The organism is Thioalkalivibrio sp. XN279 (genome assembly GCF_011089885.1).
GTDB lineage: Bacteria > Pseudomonadota > Gammaproteobacteria > Steroidobacterales > XN24 > XN24.
Genome location: NZ_JAANBD010000015.1, coordinates 1 through 17,034, shown reverse-complemented (window position 1 = coordinate 17,034; position 17,034 = coordinate 1). Strand labels below are relative to the sequence as shown.

Annotated in this window: 17 protein-coding genes; 10 read left to right on the top strand and 7 right to left on the bottom strand. The window is 70.2% G+C overall.

The features are described 5' to 3' along the window. Positions 1-261 precede the first annotated feature (261 nt). Both G8346_RS01685 and G8346_RS01680 read left to right on the top strand, forming a co-directional pair. Complete coding sequence (locus G8346_RS01685; protein ID WP_166047580.1) at positions 262-2,721, top strand: penicillin-binding protein 1A; 2,460 nt, start codon at positions 262-264, stop codon at positions 2,719-2,721. A gap of 8 nt (positions 2,722-2,729) precedes the next feature. Beyond that, positions 2,730-3,338: a hypothetical protein gene (locus G8346_RS01680; protein WP_166047578.1), complete on the top strand. Its 609-nt coding sequence runs from the start codon at positions 2,730-2,732 to the stop codon at positions 3,336-3,338. 21 nt (positions 3,339-3,359) lie between these two features. Here G8346_RS01680 and G8346_RS01675 read toward each other — a convergent pair whose 3' ends face one another. The 6 genes from G8346_RS01675 to G8346_RS01650 form a co-directional block, all read right to left on the bottom strand. Further along, the gene (locus tag G8346_RS01675) at positions 3,360-4,661 is read right to left on the bottom strand and encodes a citrate synthase (RefSeq protein WP_166047576.1); all 1,302 of its coding nucleotides are present in this window, start codon (positions 4,659-4,661) and stop codon (positions 3,360-3,362) included. A 147-nt stretch (positions 4,662-4,808) separates the two neighbouring features. After that, complete coding sequence (gene rpmE / locus G8346_RS01670) at positions 4,809-5,018, bottom strand: 50S ribosomal protein L31 (RefSeq protein ID WP_166047574.1); 210 nt, start codon at positions 5,016-5,018, stop codon at positions 4,809-4,811. Between the two features lie 452 nt (positions 5,019-5,470). Continuing rightward, entirely contained in the window at positions 5,471-6,625 is a 1,155-nt protein-coding gene (hemW, locus tag G8346_RS01665) for a radical SAM family heme chaperone HemW (RefSeq protein WP_166047572.1), read from the bottom strand. 2 nt (positions 6,626-6,627) lie between these two features. Continuing rightward, entirely contained in the window at positions 6,628-7,263 is a 636-nt protein-coding gene (gene rdgB / locus G8346_RS01660; RefSeq protein WP_166047570.1) for an RdgB/HAM1 family non-canonical purine NTP pyrophosphatase, read from the bottom strand. Beyond that, positions 7,260-7,985 (bottom strand): ribonuclease PH, encoded by a 726-nt coding sequence (gene rph / locus G8346_RS01655; protein ID WP_166047568.1) that lies wholly within the window; start codon positions 7,983-7,985, stop codon positions 7,260-7,262. The genes rdgB and rph overlap by 4 nt, the downstream gene beginning before the upstream one ends. Before the next feature lie 12 nt (positions 7,986-7,997). Next, a complete protein-coding gene (locus G8346_RS01650; protein ID WP_166047566.1) occupies positions 7,998-8,738 on the bottom strand; it encodes a PP2C family serine/threonine-protein phosphatase in 741 nt (246 codons plus the stop codon). 91 nt (positions 8,739-8,829) lie between these two features. On the opposite strand from G8346_RS01650, the gene G8346_RS01645 reads away from it, so the two are divergent. The 8 genes from G8346_RS01645 to ubiA all read left to right on the top strand — a co-directional run bounded on the left by G8346_RS01645 (position 8,830) and on the right by ubiA (position 16,855). After that, entirely contained in the window at positions 8,830-9,702 is an 873-nt protein-coding gene (locus tag G8346_RS01645) for a YicC/YloC family endoribonuclease (RefSeq protein WP_166047564.1), read from the top strand. Beyond that, positions 9,692-10,318 (top strand): guanylate kinase, encoded by a 627-nt coding sequence (gene gmk / locus G8346_RS01640; RefSeq protein ID WP_166047562.1) that lies wholly within the window; start codon positions 9,692-9,694, stop codon positions 10,316-10,318. Before G8346_RS01645 ends, gmk begins: the two co-directional genes overlap by 11 nt. 94 nt (positions 10,319-10,412) lie before the next feature. Then, positions 10,413-10,676: a DNA-directed RNA polymerase subunit omega gene (gene rpoZ / locus G8346_RS01635; RefSeq protein ID WP_166047560.1), complete on the top strand. Its 264-nt coding sequence runs from the start codon at positions 10,413-10,415 to the stop codon at positions 10,674-10,676. A gap of 19 nt (positions 10,677-10,695) precedes the next feature. After that, positions 10,696-12,849 (top strand): bifunctional (p)ppGpp synthetase/guanosine-3',5'-bis(diphosphate) 3'-pyrophosphohydrolase, encoded by a 2,154-nt coding sequence (locus G8346_RS01630; RefSeq protein WP_370520514.1) that lies wholly within the window; start codon positions 10,696-10,698, stop codon positions 12,847-12,849. A 10-nt stretch (positions 12,850-12,859) separates the two neighbouring features. Then, the gene (locus G8346_RS01625; protein ID WP_166047558.1) at positions 12,860-13,246 is read left to right on the top strand and encodes a Rid family detoxifying hydrolase; all 387 of its coding nucleotides are present in this window, start codon (positions 12,860-12,862) and stop codon (positions 13,244-13,246) included. Between the two features lie 16 nt (positions 13,247-13,262). Continuing rightward, positions 13,263-15,332: an ATP-dependent DNA helicase RecG gene (recG, locus tag G8346_RS01620; protein ID WP_166047557.1), complete on the top strand. Its 2,070-nt coding sequence runs from the start codon at positions 13,263-13,265 to the stop codon at positions 15,330-15,332. 54 nt (positions 15,333-15,386) lie between these two features. Then, the gene (locus G8346_RS01615; RefSeq protein ID WP_166047555.1) at positions 15,387-15,968 is read left to right on the top strand and encodes a chorismate lyase; all 582 of its coding nucleotides are present in this window, start codon (positions 15,387-15,389) and stop codon (positions 15,966-15,968) included. Then, the gene (gene ubiA / locus G8346_RS01610) at positions 15,953-16,855 is read left to right on the top strand and encodes a 4-hydroxybenzoate octaprenyltransferase (protein ID WP_166047553.1); all 903 of its coding nucleotides are present in this window, start codon (positions 15,953-15,955) and stop codon (positions 16,853-16,855) included. Before G8346_RS01615 ends, ubiA begins: the two co-directional genes overlap by 16 nt. On the opposite strand, the gene G8346_RS01605 is transcribed toward ubiA, so the two are convergent. Further along, positions 16,840-17,034, bottom strand: a 195-nt coding sequence (locus G8346_RS01605) for a ComF family protein (RefSeq protein WP_370520513.1), incomplete at its 5' end; no start/stop codon positions are given. The two genes, ubiA and G8346_RS01605, sit on opposite strands and share 16 nt — an antisense overlap.

The window sequence follows — 17,034 nt, the reverse complement described above, 5'->3', positions numbered from 1 at the left end:
GGGCGGGGGCCGGAGGAACGGCGGGCAAGGCCGCTTCACGCCATGCCCGAACGCCTGTCCGGGCCGCGGATCGCATCAGCCTGCAGTGTCCCTGGCGAGCGTCTGTTGCACTCAAGCGGCTGCCCCCACAGCGAAGTTCATGCCGCTCCGGCCAGCGCCTCCTGCGCTGTGCTCCTGGCGGCGACGCCCTTTCAGGACGCTTTGAACAAGATGTTAGTATTCTGACCGCCCCGATAAAAGGCAAGTCACCCGCTTCGCCCGATGAGAATCTTGTTGCGCCTCGCCTTTGGCCTCGCTGCCCTCGCATCGACGGCCCTGGTCGGCCTCGCCCTGGCCGTGATCGGCGCCTATTACTATGTGGCGCCGAGCCTGCCCGATCCCGAAACACTGCGGGAGGTGCAGCTGCAGGTGCCCATGCGGGTCTACTCGCGGGACGGGCTGCTGCTGGCCGAGTTCGGTGAACAGCGCCGCATCCCTCTCGTGCTCGAGGACACCCCGCTCAAGCTGAGACAGGCTTTCCTCGCCGCCGAGGACGACCGCTTCTTCGAGCATCCTGGCGTGGACTGGCAGGGCCTGGTGCGCGCGACCGTGGCCGTGGCGCTGACCGGCGAGCCCGCCCAGGGCGGCGGCACCATCACCATGCAGGTGGCGCGCAATTTCTTCCTCAGCCGCGAGAAGACCATCTCCCGCAAGGTGCGCGAGATATTCCTCGCGCTGCAGATGGAGCGCTCCCTGTCCAAGGAAGAGATCCTCGAGCTGTACCTCAACAAGATCTTCCTCGGCCAGCGCGCCTACGGCGTCGGTGCTGCGGCTGAAGTCTATTTCGGCAAGCCCGTGCGGGACCTGACGACCGGCGAGATCGCGCTGATCGCGGGCATCGGCCGCCTGCCCTCGGTCGAGAATCCCGTCACCAACCCGGAACGCGCGCGCCAGCGGCGAGCGTACGTGCTGCGGCGCATGGTGGAGACGGGAGTCATCGATGCCGCGGAGATGGAGGCCGCGCTGGCGGAGCCGATCGTGTCCCGCATCCATGGCGCCCAGGTAAAACTCACGGCGCCGTGGGTTGCCGAGATGGCGCGCCAGTCGATGCTGGAGCGTTTCGGTCCCGAGGCCTACACGCGCGGCTACGTGGTGATCACGAGTATCGACAGCCGCCTGCAGCCGCTGGCCCAGGCTGCGGTGCGCTCCGGCTTGCGGCGCTATGACGAGCGCCACGGCTATCGCGGCCCGCTCGCGCGCCTCGGCGAGGTGCCGGCCGACACCGAGTCCGTTGCGGCGCTGCTCGAGGGTTATCCGGAACCGGCGGGCCTGCGTGCCGGCCTGGTGCTCGCCGTCGACGACGCAGGAGCCGAGGTCCTGCTCCGTGGCGCGGGCCCCGTGCGCGTGCCGTTCGAGAGCATGCGCTGGGCGCGTCCGTTCATCGACGACGACCGGCGCGGGCCGGCGCCGGAATCGCCCGCCGATGTCCTCGCGCCGGGCGACGTCGTGCTGCTGCGTCCCGAAGCCGGTGCCTGGGCCCTCAGCCAGGTGCCCGAGGCGCAGGGCGCAGTCGTGGCGGTGGATCCGCATGACGGCGCCATCGTCGCGCTGGCCGGCGGGCTGGACTTCGAGTTCAGCAAGTTCAACCGCGCAACCCAGGCGCGCCGGCAGCCCGGCTCGGCCTTCAAGCCGTTCATCTATTCCGCCGCGCTGGAGCGCGGCCTGACCCCCGCCACGGTCATTCTCGATGCCCCGGTGGTGTACGACGATCCGGGGCTGGAGGACACCTGGCGGCCGCAGAATTACACCGGCCGCTTCTACGGACCCATGCGACTGCGCGAGGCGCTGGTCCAGTCGCGCAACCTGGTTTCCATCCGCCTGCTGGAACAGGTCGGCATCGATTTCACCGTCGACCATGCCAGCCGCTTCGGCTTCGCTCCGGAGACGATGCCGCGCAACCTGACGCTGGCGCTGGGCAGCGGCGACGTCACGCCGCTGCAGCTCGCGGCCGGCTATGCGGCCTTCGCCAACGGGGGGTTCCGGGTCGAGCCCTATTTCATCGACCGGATTTACGGCCCGGACCAGGCGCTCCTGTACACGGCGCAGCCGTTGTGGGCCTGCCCGGACTGCGAGCTGGCGCTGCTCGAAGAGGCGGATGCAGCCGTTCCGACCGGGCCGACTGAACCGGCGGGGCAAGCGGGGCAAGCGGAAGCTGCGGGCGACGACGCGCTCGCACCGGTGGCGCTGGAACAGCCGCCGCGCGCCGTGGAAGCGCGCAACGCATGGATCATAGGCGACATGCTCGAGGACGTCGTGCGGCGCGGCACGGGAACCCGTGCCCGCACCATCGGCCGCAGCGACCTCGCCGGCAAGACGGGCACCACCAACGATGGCCGCGATACCTGGTTCGCCGGCTACAACGGCGACCTGGTGGCGACGGCGTGGATCGGCTTCGACCAGGAGCGCTCACTGGGCCGCGGCGAGACCGGCGGCTCGACGGCGCTGCCGATGTGGATCGACTTCATGGGGCCGGCGCTGGAGGGCAGCCCGCCGAGCCGGCTGGAACAGCCCCCGGGACTGGTGAGCGTGCGCATTTCCCCGGACACCGGCCGTCTCGCGCGCGCCGGCGATCCCGGCGCGATATTCGAGACCTTCCGCGTGGGCAATGCGCCGACGGCGCCGGACCCGGGCGAAGAGCGCTACCCGGAAGAGTCCCGCCGCGACGACGAGCCCCTGTTCTGAGCACGCAGATGGCGCGACGCTCCACATCCAGGGCAGGCGAAGTACGGGCGCGGGTCGCCGAGGAAGCGGCGCGCATCATGCGGGAGCAGGGGGTGCGCGACTTCCTGCTCGCGAAACGCAAGGCCGCCGACCGGCTCGGCGTGGTCGACCGCCAGGCCCTGCCCGCCAACCAGGAGATCGCCGACGCGCTGGCTGCGCAGCAGCGCCTTTTCGAGGGGGCCGGGCACGAGCACAACCTGCGCGCGCTGCGCGCGGAGGCGTTGCGCGCGATGCGGCTGCTCGAGCGCTTCAGCCCGCGCCTGGTCGGGCCGGTGCTGGCAGGCACCGCGACACCACACAGCGACGTCTCGCTGCACCTGTTCGCAGAGGCCCCGGAACAGGTGGCCTTCCTGCTGCTCGAGCGCGGCATCCGTTACCAGGAAGGCGAGCGGCGCCTGCGCCTGGGCAATGGCGAGCACGCCTTTTATCCGAGCTTCGCGTTCGACCTAGGCGGGGCCGCCGTGGAGGCCGTGGTGTTCCCGGAGCGGGCGCTGCGCCAGCCGCCCGTGTGCCCGGTCTCCGGGGGACCGATGCGCCGCGCGCGGCGTGACGAGATCGAGCGCCTGCTCGACGAGTAGGCCGGCAGCGTCCGCCGCCGGTCAGCTGCCGCGACGCTCGATCGGGACGTAGTCGCGGTTGCCGGCGCCGGTGTAGAGCTGGCGCGGGCGACCGATGCGCCGCTTCGGATCGACAATCATTTCCTGCCAGTGCGCGACCCAGCCGACGGTGCGGGCGATGGCGAACATCACCGTGAACATCGAGGTCGGGATGCCGAGCGCGCGATAGATGATGCCGGAATAGAAATCGACGTTCGGGTACAGCTTGCGCTCGATGAAGTATTCATCTTCCAGCGCGATCTCTTCCAGGCGCAGCGCCAGCTCGAACATCGGCGAGTCGGTATGGCCGAGACGGTTCAGCACCTTGTGGCACATGGTGCGGATCAACTTGGCGCGCGGGTCGAAATTCTTGTAGACGCGGTGGCCGAAACCCATGAGGCGGAACGGGTCGTCCTTGTCCTTGGCCTTGGCGATGAACTTCGGGATGTTCTCCACCGAGCCGATCTTCTCCAGCATGTTCAGCACCGCCTCGTTGGCGCCGCCGTGCGCGGGGCCCCACAGGGTGGCGATACCGGCGGAGATGGCGGCGTAGGGATTGGTGCCGGAGCTCCCCGCGAGGCGCACGGTCGAGGTGCTGGCGTTCTGCTCGTGGTCCGCGTGCAGGATGAACAGCAGGTCCAGCGCCTCGGCGGCGACCGGATCGACACGGTACTGGTCGCAGGGCACGGCGAAGAACATGTGCAGCAGGTTGCTGCAGTAGTCCAGGTCGTTGCGCGGGTACATGAAGGGCTGGCCCACGGAGTGCTTGTAGGCCGCAGCCGCGATCGTGGGAATCTTGGCGATGATGCGGTGGGCGAAGATCTCGCGGTGGCGCGCACTCTCGATGTCCGTCGAGTCGTGGTAGAAGGCTGACATCGAGCCCACCACCGAGGACAGCATCGCCATCGGGTGGGCGTTGTGGTGGAAGCCGTTGAAATGACGCAGCAGCGTCTCGTTGATCATCGTGTGCGTCGTGATGATGTGCGTGAAGTGCTCCAGCTGGCCGCGCGTCGGCAGCTCGCCGTTGAGCAGCAGGTACGCCACCTCGAGGAAGCTGCTGCGCTCAGCGAGCTGGTCCACCGGGTAGCCGCGATACAGCAGCACGCCCTCGTCGCCGTCGATGTAGGTGATCGCGCTCTCGCAGCTGGCGGTGGAGACAAAACCGGGATCCAGCGTGAACACGCCCAGCTGCTTGTAGAGCGCGCCGATGTCGACCACGTCCGGTCCGACAGTGCCGCTGCGAACCGGCATCTCCAGCCGTGTTCCGTCCGTGTCGCTGACGATGGTCAGGGTCTTGTCGCTCATGCTGGCCTTCCTGGTGCGTGGTGACGATTCGGGGTCGCGGGTGGACCCGAAATTATAATCCAGGGGGGTGGCCATGTCCCGGCGGCGGATGCAAAAAGGGCGCCTCGAGGGCGCCCTTTCCAGCCTGGTCCGGTCGTTCCTTCCCGCTCAGGCGCTCATGCCACCGTACTTGCGACGGAACTTGTCGACGCGGCCGCCGGTGTCCACGATCTTCTGCTTGCCGGTGTAGAAGGGATGGCACTGCGAACAGACTTCCACGTGCAGCTCCTCGCCCAGCGTGGAACGCGTGGTGAAGGTGTTGCCGCAACTGCAGACCACCTTGATCTCGGAGTACTCGGGATGGATGTTCGGCTTCATGGTCGGCCTTCCGGGAACGGGCATGAGTGGAAAAGCGCGCCATAATAGCGACTGGGCCGCTCCCGGGCAAGCCTTTGCCGGGAAACGCCCGGCGCCACCGCCACACGCCGCCGGGCCCGGCCGCCGCCGGGAGCGCTGTTGCGTCGCACCACGATGATGAGGAACGGCTTTAAGTTCGCGGTGCTAATCGCTTCCCCGCCTGCGCCTTTGATTCTTATCCACAAAAGCTGTGGATAACTCTGTGTATGGCGGCTTGATGACTCGCCTGCGCCCAGCCGCGACTGCGCTGCGACTCGACTTGGTCAGAATTTGACCAACCCCGCTTCATCGCTTCAAAAACAGCAACTTACATCAAAGCCATCGTGGCTTGCCGCATGCGCCGCGCGCGCTGCCTTGGCGACAGCGGGGGACCGCGGGCCACGGCGGGCAGATGTGCATAAGTACTTGTCGCGTCAGCCTTCCCCAGGGGGCAGGAAGCGGCCCTGGAGATCGTTGAGGAAACGGCGCCCGAGCGCCGTCGGGCGCCAGAAACCGGGCGTCGGCTCCTCTACCAGGCCCTGCGAGCGGGCGGCTTCCAGCCGCGGCCCGACCCGCCCGGCCGCCAGGCCGGTGCGCTGCGCGAACAGCTCGAGACTGAACCCTTCCACCAGCCGCAGCGCATTCAGCATGAACTCGAACACCAGCGCATCGGCGTCCGGCCACTCCTCACCCTCCAGGCGCTCGCCCTCGAGCCAGCCCGCGGGCCGGCGGCGGCGGCGCCGACGCAACACCCGGCCGTCGGCGAGGGTCAGCTTGCCGTGTGCCCCTGCGCCGAGGCCGAGGTAGTCCCCGAACAACCAGTAATTGAGGTTGTGCCGGCAGGCGGCCCCCGGGCGGGCCCAGGCCGAAACCTCGTAGCGCCGGAACCCGGCTGCCTCGAGCAGGTCCGCGGCCTCCCGCTCCATTTCCCAGCATGCGTCCTCGTCGGGCAGCTGCGGCGGCCGGCGGAAGAACGCCGTGCCGGGTTCCAGCGTGAGCTGGTACAGCGACAGGTGCGCCGGCCCCGCTTCCAGGGCCCGGCGCAGGTCGGCCGCCGCATCCGGCACGGACTGGCCGGGCAGCCCGTACATCAGGTCGATGTTGAAGTTGTCGATGCCGGCGGCGGCGAGCTCGCCGATCGCGGCGAGCGCTTCGCGGTCGTCATGGATCCGGCCGATGGCCCGCAACAGCGCGGGCTGGAAGCTCTGCACGCCCAGCGAGATGCGGTTCACTCCGGCGGCGGCGAGCTCGCTGAAGCGGCCCCGCTCGACAGCGCCGGGATTCGCTTCCAGCGTCACCTCGACATCCGTGGCGACCGGCAGGCATCGCGCCAGGCCGTCGAGGAAACGCCCGACCTGTTCCGGCGGGCAGAGGCTGGGCGTGCCGCCGCCGAAGAATACGGTCTGCACGGCCCGGCCCTCGACCAGCGGCAGGTCCTGCCCGAGATCCTCGAGCAATGCGTCCACATAGGCGGCGAACGGGGCCTCGCCGCGCAACTCATGGCTGTTGAAGTCGCAGTAAGGACACTTGCGCACGCACCAGGGCAGATGCACGTAGACGCCCAGCGGCGGGCGCTCTAGCGGCCCCACGCCTACGACGCACCCGCGCCGGCGTCGCCCGCTAGCGCGGAACCGGACAGCCGCAGCCGCAGCGCGGCGAAGGCGCGCCCGCGATGACTGCAACGGTTCTTCTCCTCGGGCGCGAGCTCGGCGGCGCTGCGCTGGTCACCCAACGGCAGGAACACCGGGTCGTACCCGAAGCCGCCGGAGCCGCGCGGGCGAGTCGCGATCCGTCCCTCCCAGGCGCCCTGGCACACCAGCGGCAGCGGGTCCGCGGGGCCCTGCAGGAAGACCGCGACGCAAACGAAACGGGCCGAGCGCTCCGCCGGCGGTACGCCGTCAAGCGCAGCCAGCAGCCGCGCGATGTTGGCGGCATCTCCGCCCCCGCCGGCATAACGCGCGGAATGGATGCCCGGCGCCCCACCGAGGGCGTCGACCACCAGGCCCGAGTCGTCGGCAATGGCCGGCAGCCCGCTGCCCTGCGCCGCATGGCGCGCCTTCAGCAGGGCGTTCTCGATGAACGTCAGGCCGGTTTCCGCGGCGGACTCGAGGCCGAAGTCCGCCTGCGACAGGATCTCGATGCCGGCCGGGGCGAGCAGGGCGCCTATTTCGCGGGCCTTGCCGGCGTTGCCGCTGGCCAGCACGACGCGCCGCGGGGTCACGCTCATGCTTCCAGCGCGGCCCGCTGCATTGCCAGCAACTCGCCGATGCCGCTCGCAGCCAGGTCGACCAGCTGGTCCAGCTCGGCGCGATGGAAAGCGTGGCCCTCGGCCGTGCCCTGCAGTTCCACGAAAGCGCCGGCATCGTTCATGACCACGTTCATGTCGGTCTCGGCCTCGACGTCCTCGGCGTAGTCGAGGTCCAGCACGGGCATGCCGCGATAGATCCCGACCGAGACCGCCGCGACCTGGCCGTGCACCGGGTTCTTGCCGAGCCCCTTGCGCCGCAGGCTGTCGATGGCGTCTACCAGTGCCACGTAAGCGCCGGTGATGGCGGCCGTGCGGGTGCCGCCGTCGGCCTGGATGACGTCGCAGTCCAGCGTGATGGTGCGCTCGCCAAGCGCGCGCAGGTCCAGCACCGCCCTGAGGCTGCGACCGATCAGCCGCTGGATCTCCAGCGTGCGTCCGCCCTGGCGTCCGCGCGCCGCCTCGCGCGGGTTCCGGGTGTGGGTGGCGCGCGGCAACATGCCGTACTCCGCCGTGACCCAGCCCTGGCCCTTGCCCTTGAGGAACGGCGGCACGCGCTCTTCGACGCTCGCCGCGCACAGCACGCGCGTGGCACCGAACTCGACCAGCACCGAGCCTTCGGCATGCTCCTGGTAGCCGCGCTGGAAGCGCACCGGGCGCAATTCATCAGGGCGCCGGCTGCTCGGCCTGGAGATTTCGCTCATGGCGTCGATCCTTTAATCCGCCAGCGCGCGCAGGGCGGCTGCCGTGGTGTTGTCGCTGTAGGGTGTGCAGGCGCGCACGGCCCGGCCCGCCGTGCGCGACAGCCAGTCGGCGAGGCTCGTGCCCTGTTGCGGGCCTGCGGCGAGCATGGCATCACCCGCGCCCGACCACAGGCCGTCCGAACACAGCAGCAACAAGTCGCCGGGAACCAGCGCCACCGGCTCGGAAAGGGTGATCAACGGCCGTTCGGGCGCGCCGCCGAGGCAGAACTCGACGTAGTGCCGCATGGGGTGGCCGGGGATCTCGTCTTCGCTGATCAGGCCGTCCTGCAACAGCGCCTCGATGGCCGTGTGGTCGCGGGTACGGGTCACCAGCGCGCCGTCGCGGGCAAAATAGACCCGCGTGTCACCGACGTGCGCCCAGGTCGCGACGCCGTCGCATACCACGCAAACGGCGCAGGTGGTGCGTGGCCGGCTGCCGATGCCCACCTCCTCGCCGACGGCCACCACCGCGTCGTGCGCCCGCACGATGGCCGCGTGCAGGAATTTCGCCGCATCGAAAGCCGGCTCCGCCGCAGCGTAGCTGTCGCGCAGCGAGTCCACCGCGGTCGCTGCGGCCAGGGCCCCGCCCGAGTGCCCGCCCATGCCATCCGCGACGACCATGAGCAGACCCCCCGCGCCAGCATGGATGGCGACGCGATCCTGGTTATCCTCGCGGTCGCCGAGCAGACTGATCTCGGCTGTTTCGAAGCGCAAATCCTTCCCCGGCCTTCTGCTAGACTACGCGCCCGCTCACTGGGGCGCGAGGCCGGCCAGTATACGCTCACCGCGCCATGGATATGCAGCCATGATCCGCAGCATGACGGGCTTCTCCCGCATCGAGCGCGACGCGCCCTGGGGCACGATCGCCTGGGAGCTTCGCGCCGTGAACCATCGCTACCTGGAAATCGGGTTGCGCTTGCCGGAGGAGTTGCGGGCGCTCGAGGGGCGCTTCCGCCAGCAGGTTGCCGCGCAGCTGAAGCGGGGCAAGATCGACGCCAGCCTGCGCCTGGGCTGGCACGCCGATACGGGGCGCGAACTTGCGCTCGATCTCGAGCTCGCAGCGCGCGTCGTGGAAGCGGCGCAGCGCGTGCGCGAGCGCAACGGCGACCTGGCGCTCCCCGGCGCCATGGACATCCTGCGCTGGCCCGGCGTGGTGCGCGAGCAGGAACGCGACATGGAACCCCTGGCGGAGCTCGCAGCGCAGACGCTCGCGGAGGCGCTGGAAGCGCTGGACGCGTCGCGCCGGCGTGAAGGCGAACACCTGGCCGCGGCCCTGGCGGAACGCTGCGCCGGCGTCGCAGCGCTGGCAGAGGAGGTGCGCGCCGTGCTGCCCGACATTCGCGACGGCCTGCGCACGCGCCTGCTGGAACGGCTCGAGGGGCTCGAGGTCGAGTTCGAGCCGCAGCGCCTGGAACAGGAACTGGCGCTGCAGCTCGGCAAGATGGACGTGGACGAGGAACTGGATCGCCTCGCCGCGCACGTGGCCGAGGTGCGGCGCATCCTGTCCAGCGACGCCGGCGAGGCCAACGGCCGCCGGCTCGATTTCCTCATGCAGGAATTCAACCGCGAGGCGAACACGCTCGGCTCCAAGTCGGTGGACGCACACACCACGCGCCTCGCGGTGGAGCTCAAGGTGCTCATCGAGCAGATGCGGGAGCAGGTACAGAATGTCGAATGAGGCGGCCGAAAACCGCCTCTTCGTCATCGCCGCGCCCTCGGGCGCCGGCAAGACCTCGCTGGTGCGCGCGCTGATGGAGCGCCAGCCCGAGCTGCGTTTCTCGGTCTCCTACACCACGCGGCCCCGCCGTGCGGACGAGCAGGACGGCCAGCATTACCACTTCGTCAGCCGCGAGACCTTCGCGCGCATGCTCGACGAGGGCGCTTTCCTGGAGCATGCGCAGGTGTTCGACAACTGCTACGGCACGGCGCGGGGCCAGGTCGAGGCGTTGCTGGCCGACGGCTACGGCGTGGTGCTGGAGATCGACTGGCAGGGCGCGCGGCAGGTCCGGGCGCAGATGCCGGAGTCGGCGGGCATATTCATCCTGCCGCCCTCGCGCGCCGAGCTGGAGCGCCGCCTGCGCGGCCGCGGTACGGACACGGAGGCGGTGATCCGCCGCCGCCTCGCCGATGCGGCCGCCGACATGTCGCACTGGGACGAGTTCGACTACGTGGTGGTCAACGACGATTTTGGCCGCGCGCTGGACGCCCTCGCCGACATCGTGCAAGGACGCGGGGCAGCCAGCCGGGCCCGGCGCCCGGAGCTCGCGCCGGTCATCGCCGCCCTGCTGGACTGACCGCGCGCCCGTACTGGCAGCGCCGGCGCCGATTCCGTTACTATGGACCGCTCGCCCCGAAGACCCGGGGCTTTCCTCGACTGCAGAGAACGCCATGGCCCGTATTACCGTTGAAGACTGCATGCAGAACGTCGACAACCTGTTCGACCTCGTCCTGATCGCCGCCCGGCGCGCCCGCCAGCTCGCCAATGGCGCCCCCTCCAGCCTGGAGTGGGAGAACGACAAGGCCACGGTGGTGGCGCTGCGTGAAATCGCCGACGGCGTCATTGGCAAGGACATCCTCGACGAGCCCGAGCCGGCCGCCGTGATGCGCGAGCCCGAGCCCTTCGACCGTCCCATCCCGCCACTGGGAGACTGAAGAGGGAGGATCCGCGCCCGTGGACTACGCCGCTTCCTTCCTGGCCCGGCTGCCTAAGAGGAAGCGCTCCATTGGGCTCGACCGGCTCAACCGCAGGATGGAGAAGTACCTGCCGGCCGACCAGGTCGCGCAGGTCATGCAGGCCTACGAGTTCGCCGCCAAGGCCCACGAGGGCCAGCAGCGCTACTCCGGCGAACCCTACATCTCTCACCCCGTAGCGGTCGCCACGATCCTCGCCGAGCTCAGGCTCGACGCCCAGACGCTGATGGCGGCGCTGCTGCACGACGTCATCGAGGACACCGGGGTTCCCAAGGCGGACATCGCCGCCATGTTCGGCGCCGAAGTCGCCGAACTGGTCGACGGCGTCAGCAAGCTGGACAAGGTGGAGTTCCGCAGCCGCGCCGAGGCGCAGGCCGAAAGCTTCCGCAAGATGCTCTTCGCCATGGTCGGCGACATGCGCGTGATCCTGGTGAAGCTCGCCGACCGCACGCACAACATGCGCACGCTGTGGATCATGCCGCCGGAAAAACGGCGCCGCATCGCACGCGAGACACTGGAAATCTACGCCCCCATCGCCAACCGCCTCGGCATGAACGCCATCCGGCTGGAGCTGGAGGATCTCGGTTTCCGCTGCATGTACCCGCATCGCTACCGCGTCCTGGAACGCGCCCTGAAAAAGGCGCAGGGCAACCAGAAGCAGGTGCTGCAGAAGATCGGCAAGCGTTTCCAGGAAAGCCTGCGCGAGGCCGAGATCGAGGGTCGCGTGGCGGGCCGCGAGAAACACATCTACAGCATCTACCGCAAGATGCGCGAGAAGCGGCGCGCCCTGAGCGAGATCGTCGACGTCTACGGCATCCGCATCATCGTCGACTCGGTGGACGACTGTTATCGCAGCCTCGGCGTCGTGCACAAGTGCTACAAGCCGATGCCGGGCCGCTTCAAGGACTACATCGCCATCCCGCGCGTCAACGGTTACCAGTCGCTGCACACCACGCTGTTCGGCCCCGGCGGCCTGCCGTGCGAAGTACAGATCCGCACCGAGGACATGGACCGCGTCGCCGAGTCGGGCATCGCCGCCCACTGGATGTACAAGACCGGCAGCGCCGCGGCCGGCCAGCCGCAGGTGCGGGCGCGCGAGTGGCTGTCGAGCCTGATGGAGATGGAGGAGGGCGGCAGTTCCGAGGAGTTCCTCGAGAGCGTCAAGATCGACCTGTTCCCGGACAAGGTGTACGTCTTCACGCCCAAGGGCGACATCGTGCGCCTGCCGCGCGGTTCGACCTGCGTGGACTTCGCCTACGCCGTGCACACCGGCGTGGGCAACCGCTGCGTGGCGGCGCGCATCGACCGTCGCCCGGTACCCTTGCGCACGGCGCTGAAGAACGGCCAGACGGTACAGATCATCACGGCGCGGGGCGCCTCGCCTAACCCGGCGTGGGTGAACTTCGTGGTCACGGCCAAGGCGCGCACCGCCATTCGCAGTTTCCTCAAGAACCTGCAGCACCACGAGGCCGCGGAACTCGGGCGCCGGCTGCTGGACAACGCGCTCAGGGAGTTCAAGCTCTCGGTGCGCAAGGTCCCGGACGAACGCATGCGGGCGACGCTCGAGCTGCTCGGCTGCAACAACGTGCAGGAGCTGTACGAGCAGATCGGGCTGGGGGAGCGCATGGCGGCACTGGTGGCGCGGCGCCTGCTGCCGGACGACTCCGGTGAAGTCGGCGCCGGCCAGGCCGCGCCGCTGGTGATCGCCGGCACCGAGGGCATGGTCGTGACCTATGGCCGCTGCTGCCACCCGATCCCCGGCGACACGATCTTCGGCTATCTCAGCGCAGGGCGCGGCATCGTCATCCACCGCGAGGACTGCGGCAACCTGGCCGAGTTCCGCAAGCAGCCCGACAAGTGGGTGGCCGTGGAATGGGAAAGCCGGCTCAACCGCACCTTCCCGGTGGAGATCCGCGCCGAGGTGCACAATCGGCTCGGCGTGCTGGCCGCGGTGGCCGCCAACATTTCCTCGACAGAAACCAATATCGAGCACGTCCAGGTGGTGGAGCGCGACGGCGACAGTTCGTCGCTGATCTTCCTGCTGCAGGTGGACGGACGGGACCAGCTCGAGCGCGTGCTGCGCAGTATCCGCACCATGCCGGAAGTGCTGTCGGTGGCGCGCACCAACACCTGAAGGAGACGCCATGACCCGCCATGCCATTGCTACAGACCGCGCCCCTGCCGCCATCGGGACCTATTCCCAGGCCGTCGAGTGCGCCGGCACCGTGTGGCTTTCGGGCCAGATCCCGCTCGATCCCGCCACCATGACGCTGGTCGAGGGCGACATCGAGGCCGAGGTCCGGCAGGTGTTCAGCAACCTCGCCGCCGTGGCCGCTGCCGCGGGCTCGAGCCTCGGCGAGGCCGTGCGGCTCACGGTGTACCTCACCGATCTCGGCGACTTCGCCGTGGTGAACCGCGTCATGGAAGAAGTCCTGGATCCGCCCTATCCGGCGCGCGCCACGGTCCAGGTCGCCGCCTTGCCCAAGGGCGCCCGCGTCGAGGTCGACGCCGTGCTGGTGAAGGGGCGCTGAGGCGCCCGCCAGCCGCGTGCCCGTCGCGCCCGAGGACCCGGTCACGCGGCTGAGCGGCGTCGGTCCCGCACTGGCGGCCCGGCTGGAGAAGCTCGGCGTCCGCACGGTGCAGGACCTGGTACTGCTGCTGCCGGCGCGTTACGAGGACCGCACCCGCGTGCTCCCGATCGGGGCGCTGCGCCCCGGCCAGCGCGCCGTGATCGAGGGCGAGGTGCTGCTGACCGAAGTCGTGCGCCGGCGCCGCCCCATGCTCGTGGTCGCCTTCGGCGATACCACCGGCATGCTGACGCTGCGCTTTTTCCACTTCAACGCGCGCCAGCAGGAGTCGCTGGCCCGGGGCACGCGACTGCGCTGCTTCGGCGAGGTACGCGCGGGCCAGCGCGGACTGGAGATCGTGCACCCGGAGTACCAGCGCGCCGACGGTCCCGGCGGCACGGAGGACGAGGCCCTGACGCCGGTGTACCCGGGCACCGAGGGCCTGACGCAGGCGCGCCTCCGCCAGCTCGTGCGCATGGCCATGCGGGCGCTCGGCGATTCCCTGCCCGAGCTGTTGCCGCCGGGCGCGCTGGCCGGCCGCGGCCTGCCGTCGCTGGACGACGCCCTGCGCCTGCTGCATCACCCGCCGCCCGACGCGGATCTCGCCGCGCTCGAGGGCGGCAGCCACCCGGCGCGACGGCGACTCGCGCTGGAGGAGCTGCTGGCGCACCAGCTGGCGATGCGCGCGCTGCGCCACCAGGCGCGCCGCAAGCCGGCCTGGCCTTTGCCCGGCGGGCCGCTGGTCGAGCGCTTCATCGACAGCCTGCCGTTCACGCTCACCGGCGCCCAGCGCCGCGTGGTCGCGGAGGTGCGCCGCGACCTGGCGGCGCGCGAACCCATGATGCGGCTGGTGCAGGGCGACGTCGGCAGCGGCAAGACCGTGGTGGCTGCGGTCGCGGCCCTGCAGGCGGTCGCCTCGGGCGCGCAGGCCGCCATCATGGCGCCCACGGAATTGCTGGCCGAGCAGCATTACACCAATTTCCGCGCCTGGCTCGAACCGCTCGGAGTCGACGTGGCCTGGCTGTCCGGTTCGCTGCCGGCGGCACAGCGGCGCGACGCCTGCGCGCGCATCGCTTCGGGGGAGGCGGCCGTCGCGGTGGGGACGCATGCCCTGTTCCAGGAAGGCGTCGAGTTCGCGCGCCTGGCGCTGGCGGTGATCGACGAGCAACACCGCTTCGGCGTGCACCAGCGCCTGGCGCTGACCGACAAGGGGACGCGCGCCGGCCGCCGCCCGCACCAGCTGGTGATGACGGCCACCCCCATCCCGCGCACCCTCGCCATGGCGACCTACGCCGACCTCGACACCTCGGTGATCGACGAGTTGCCGCCGGGACGCGGCGAGGTGCGGACGGTGGCCATGCCGGAATCCCGTCGCGCCGAGGTCATCACCCGGATCCGCGAGGCGTGCGCCGCCGGGCGCCAGGCGTACTGGGTCTGCCCGCTGGTGGAGGAGTCGGACCAGTTGCAGGCGCAGGCGGCGGAGGACACGGCGACGCTGCTCGCGGAGACGCTGCCCGAGCTGGCCATCGGGCTGGTGCATGGCCGCATGAAGCCGGCGGGTAAGGAGCAGGTCATGCGCGCCTTCAAGGCCGGCGAGATCCAGCTGCTCGTGGCCACCACCGTGATCGAGGTCGGCGTCGACGTGCCGCGCGCCAGCCTGATGATCATCGAGAACGCGGAGCGCATGGGGCTGGCCCAGCTGCACCAGTTGCGCGGCCGCGTCGGCCGGGGCTCGGACGACTCCTCCTGCGTGCTGCTCTACAAGCCCCCGCTGTCGCCCGCCGCGACCACGCGCCTGGCGGCGATGCGCGAGACCAACGACGGCTTCCGCATCGCCCGCACCGACCTCGAGTTGCGCGGGCCCGGCGAAGTGCTCGGCGTGCGCCAGACCGGGCTGCTGGCGCTCAAGGTGGCCGACCTGGCGCGCGACGCCGCGCTCATGCCCCAGGTGCGAGAGCTCGCGGACGCCCTGTTGCAGCGCCACCCGGAAACGGTGGCCGGCCTGGAGCGAAGGTGGATCGGCGCGGCCACGCGTTACGGCCAGGTCTGACGAATCGCAGAAGGCATCTATAATGTTCTTCCGTTCCCTGCGACACCCCGCCCCATGAGCAGCGAGAGTCCTGTTACCGCGCGGCCCGACAACCTCGCCGAGCCCCTGGCCTGGCTGCCGGCGCGCGCTCGCGGGGCCCTGCCGGAGGACGCCGGGCTGCGCGACTGGATGCGCGACCCGGGATCCCTGACCTCGCGCCTGCGTGCCGCCTGCCCGCAGGGATTCCGCCTCGAGCTCTTGGGCGAGGCCGGCGAGCCCATACCTGAGGACGCGCGCGGGCTGCTCGCGGGAGAGTCAGCGCGCGCGCGGCGCGTGCGCATGTTTTGCGGCGAGAGCCTGTGCGTGTGCGCGACCACGCTGATACCGTCGGCGACGCTGGCCGGCACGCCGTGGCTCGAGGCCCTGGGTGACCGCCCCCTGGGGGACGCGCTGCTGGAGCGCGACGGCATTTGCCGCTCGGCGTTCGAGTTCGCGCGCGTCAGCCCGAACCACCCGCTGTTCATGCCGGCGCTGCAGGACAGCGACATCCGCCCGGCGTCCATCTGGGCGCGGCGCTCACGCTTCAGCCTGGCGGCCGGGCCGCTGCTGATCTACGAGATCTTCCTCCCCGGCCTGACCCGATGCAGGAACCGCTAGGCCAGGGCGCCCTGCCGCGCCGCCTCGGCTCGCAGCTGCGGGAATATGCCCTGCTGATGCGGCTGGATCGGCCCATCGGCACGCTGCTGCTGCTGTGGCCGACGCTGTGGGCGCTGTGGATCGCCGGCCAGGGGCGCCCCGACCCGCACGTGCTGCTGGTGTTTGTCGCCGGCGTCGTGCTGATGCGCTCGGCGGGCTGCGTCATGAACGACTTCGCGGACCGCGGCATCGACCCCCATGTCGAGCGCACGCGCGATCGTCCGCTGGCGCGCGGCGCGGTCTCCCCGCTGGAAGCGCTGTTGCTCGCGGCGGCGCTCGGCGCCGTGGCCTTCGGCCTGGTGCTGACGCTGAACCGGCTCACCGTGCTGCTGGCACTGGCCGGGGCCGTGCTCACGGTGGCCTACCCCTTCCTCAAGCGTTTCACCCACCTGCCGCAGATCTGGCTGGGCGCCTCCTTCGGCTGGTCGGTGCCGATGGCCTTTGCCGCACAGACCGGTACCGTCCCGCAGCTCGCCTGGCTGATGTTCATCGCCGTCGTCATCTGGGCCGTGGTGTACGACACCATGTACGCCATGGTGGACCGCGAGGACGACCTCAAGCTCGGCGTGCGCTCCACCGCCATCCTGTTCGGCGCCGCGGACCGGCTGCTCATCGGCGTGCTGCAGCTGCTCCTGTTGCTGGCCTTGTGGCTGATCGGTCGCCAGGCCGGCCTCGGCGCCTGGTACCTGGGCGCGCTGGCCATCGCCGCGGCGCTGTCGCTGTGGCAACAGCGCCTCATCCGCGACCGCCGTCCCGAGCTCTGTTTCCGCGCCTTCCTCAACAACCACCACTACGGCATGGTGGTCTTCGTCGGCATCCTGCTGCATTACATCTACGCGCCCGCCTGAGCGGTGCCCCCGCGCGCCACGGTCCATACCTCGATCCCGCCGGCGCCGGCGTCGAGCAACGCATGCGCCAGGCCCTCGGCCGTGGACCCGGTGGTGAAGACGTCATCCACGATCGCGAGGCGCAGCCCGCCGGCGCCCTGGCCGGCGACGAAGGCCCCGGCGAGGTTGCGGCGGCGGCG

Excerpts from the sequence above, each read along its gene's own strand:
- G8346_RS01680 (WP_166047578.1), top strand. The coding sequence starts at position 2,730 with ATGGCGCGACGCTCCACATCCAGGGCAGGCGAAGTACGGGCGCGGGTC.
- rpmE (WP_166047574.1), bottom strand. The coding sequence starts at position 5,018 with ATGAAGCCGAACATCCATCCCGAGTACTCCGAGATCAAGGTGGTCTGC.
- rdgB (WP_166047570.1), bottom strand. The coding sequence starts at position 7,263 with ATGAGCGTGACCCCGCGGCGCGTCGTGCTGGCCAGCGGCAACGCCGGC.
- ubiA (WP_166047553.1), top strand. The coding sequence starts at position 15,953 with ATGCAGGAACCGCTAGGCCAGGGCGCCCTGCCGCGCCGCCTCGGCTCG.
- gmk (WP_166047562.1), top strand. The coding sequence starts at position 9,692 with ATGTCGAATGAGGCGGCCGAAAACCGCCTCTTCGTCATCGCCGCGCCC.
- G8346_RS01625 (WP_166047558.1), top strand. The coding sequence starts at position 12,860 with ATGACCCGCCATGCCATTGCTACAGACCGCGCCCCTGCCGCCATCGGG.
- G8346_RS01645 (WP_166047564.1), top strand. The coding sequence starts at position 8,830 with ATGATCCGCAGCATGACGGGCTTCTCCCGCATCGAGCGCGACGCGCCC.
- G8346_RS01685 (WP_166047580.1), top strand. The coding sequence starts at position 262 with ATGAGAATCTTGTTGCGCCTCGCCTTTGGCCTCGCTGCCCTCGCATCG.
- G8346_RS01675 (WP_166047576.1), bottom strand. The coding sequence starts at position 4,661 with ATGAGCGACAAGACCCTGACCATCGTCAGCGACACGGACGGAACACGG.
- rph (WP_166047568.1), bottom strand. The coding sequence starts at position 7,985 with ATGAGCGAAATCTCCAGGCCGAGCAGCCGGCGCCCTGATGAATTGCGC.
- G8346_RS01615 (WP_166047555.1), top strand. The coding sequence starts at position 15,387 with ATGAGCAGCGAGAGTCCTGTTACCGCGCGGCCCGACAACCTCGCCGAG.
- rpoZ (WP_166047560.1), top strand. The coding sequence starts at position 10,413 with ATGGCCCGTATTACCGTTGAAGACTGCATGCAGAACGTCGACAACCTG.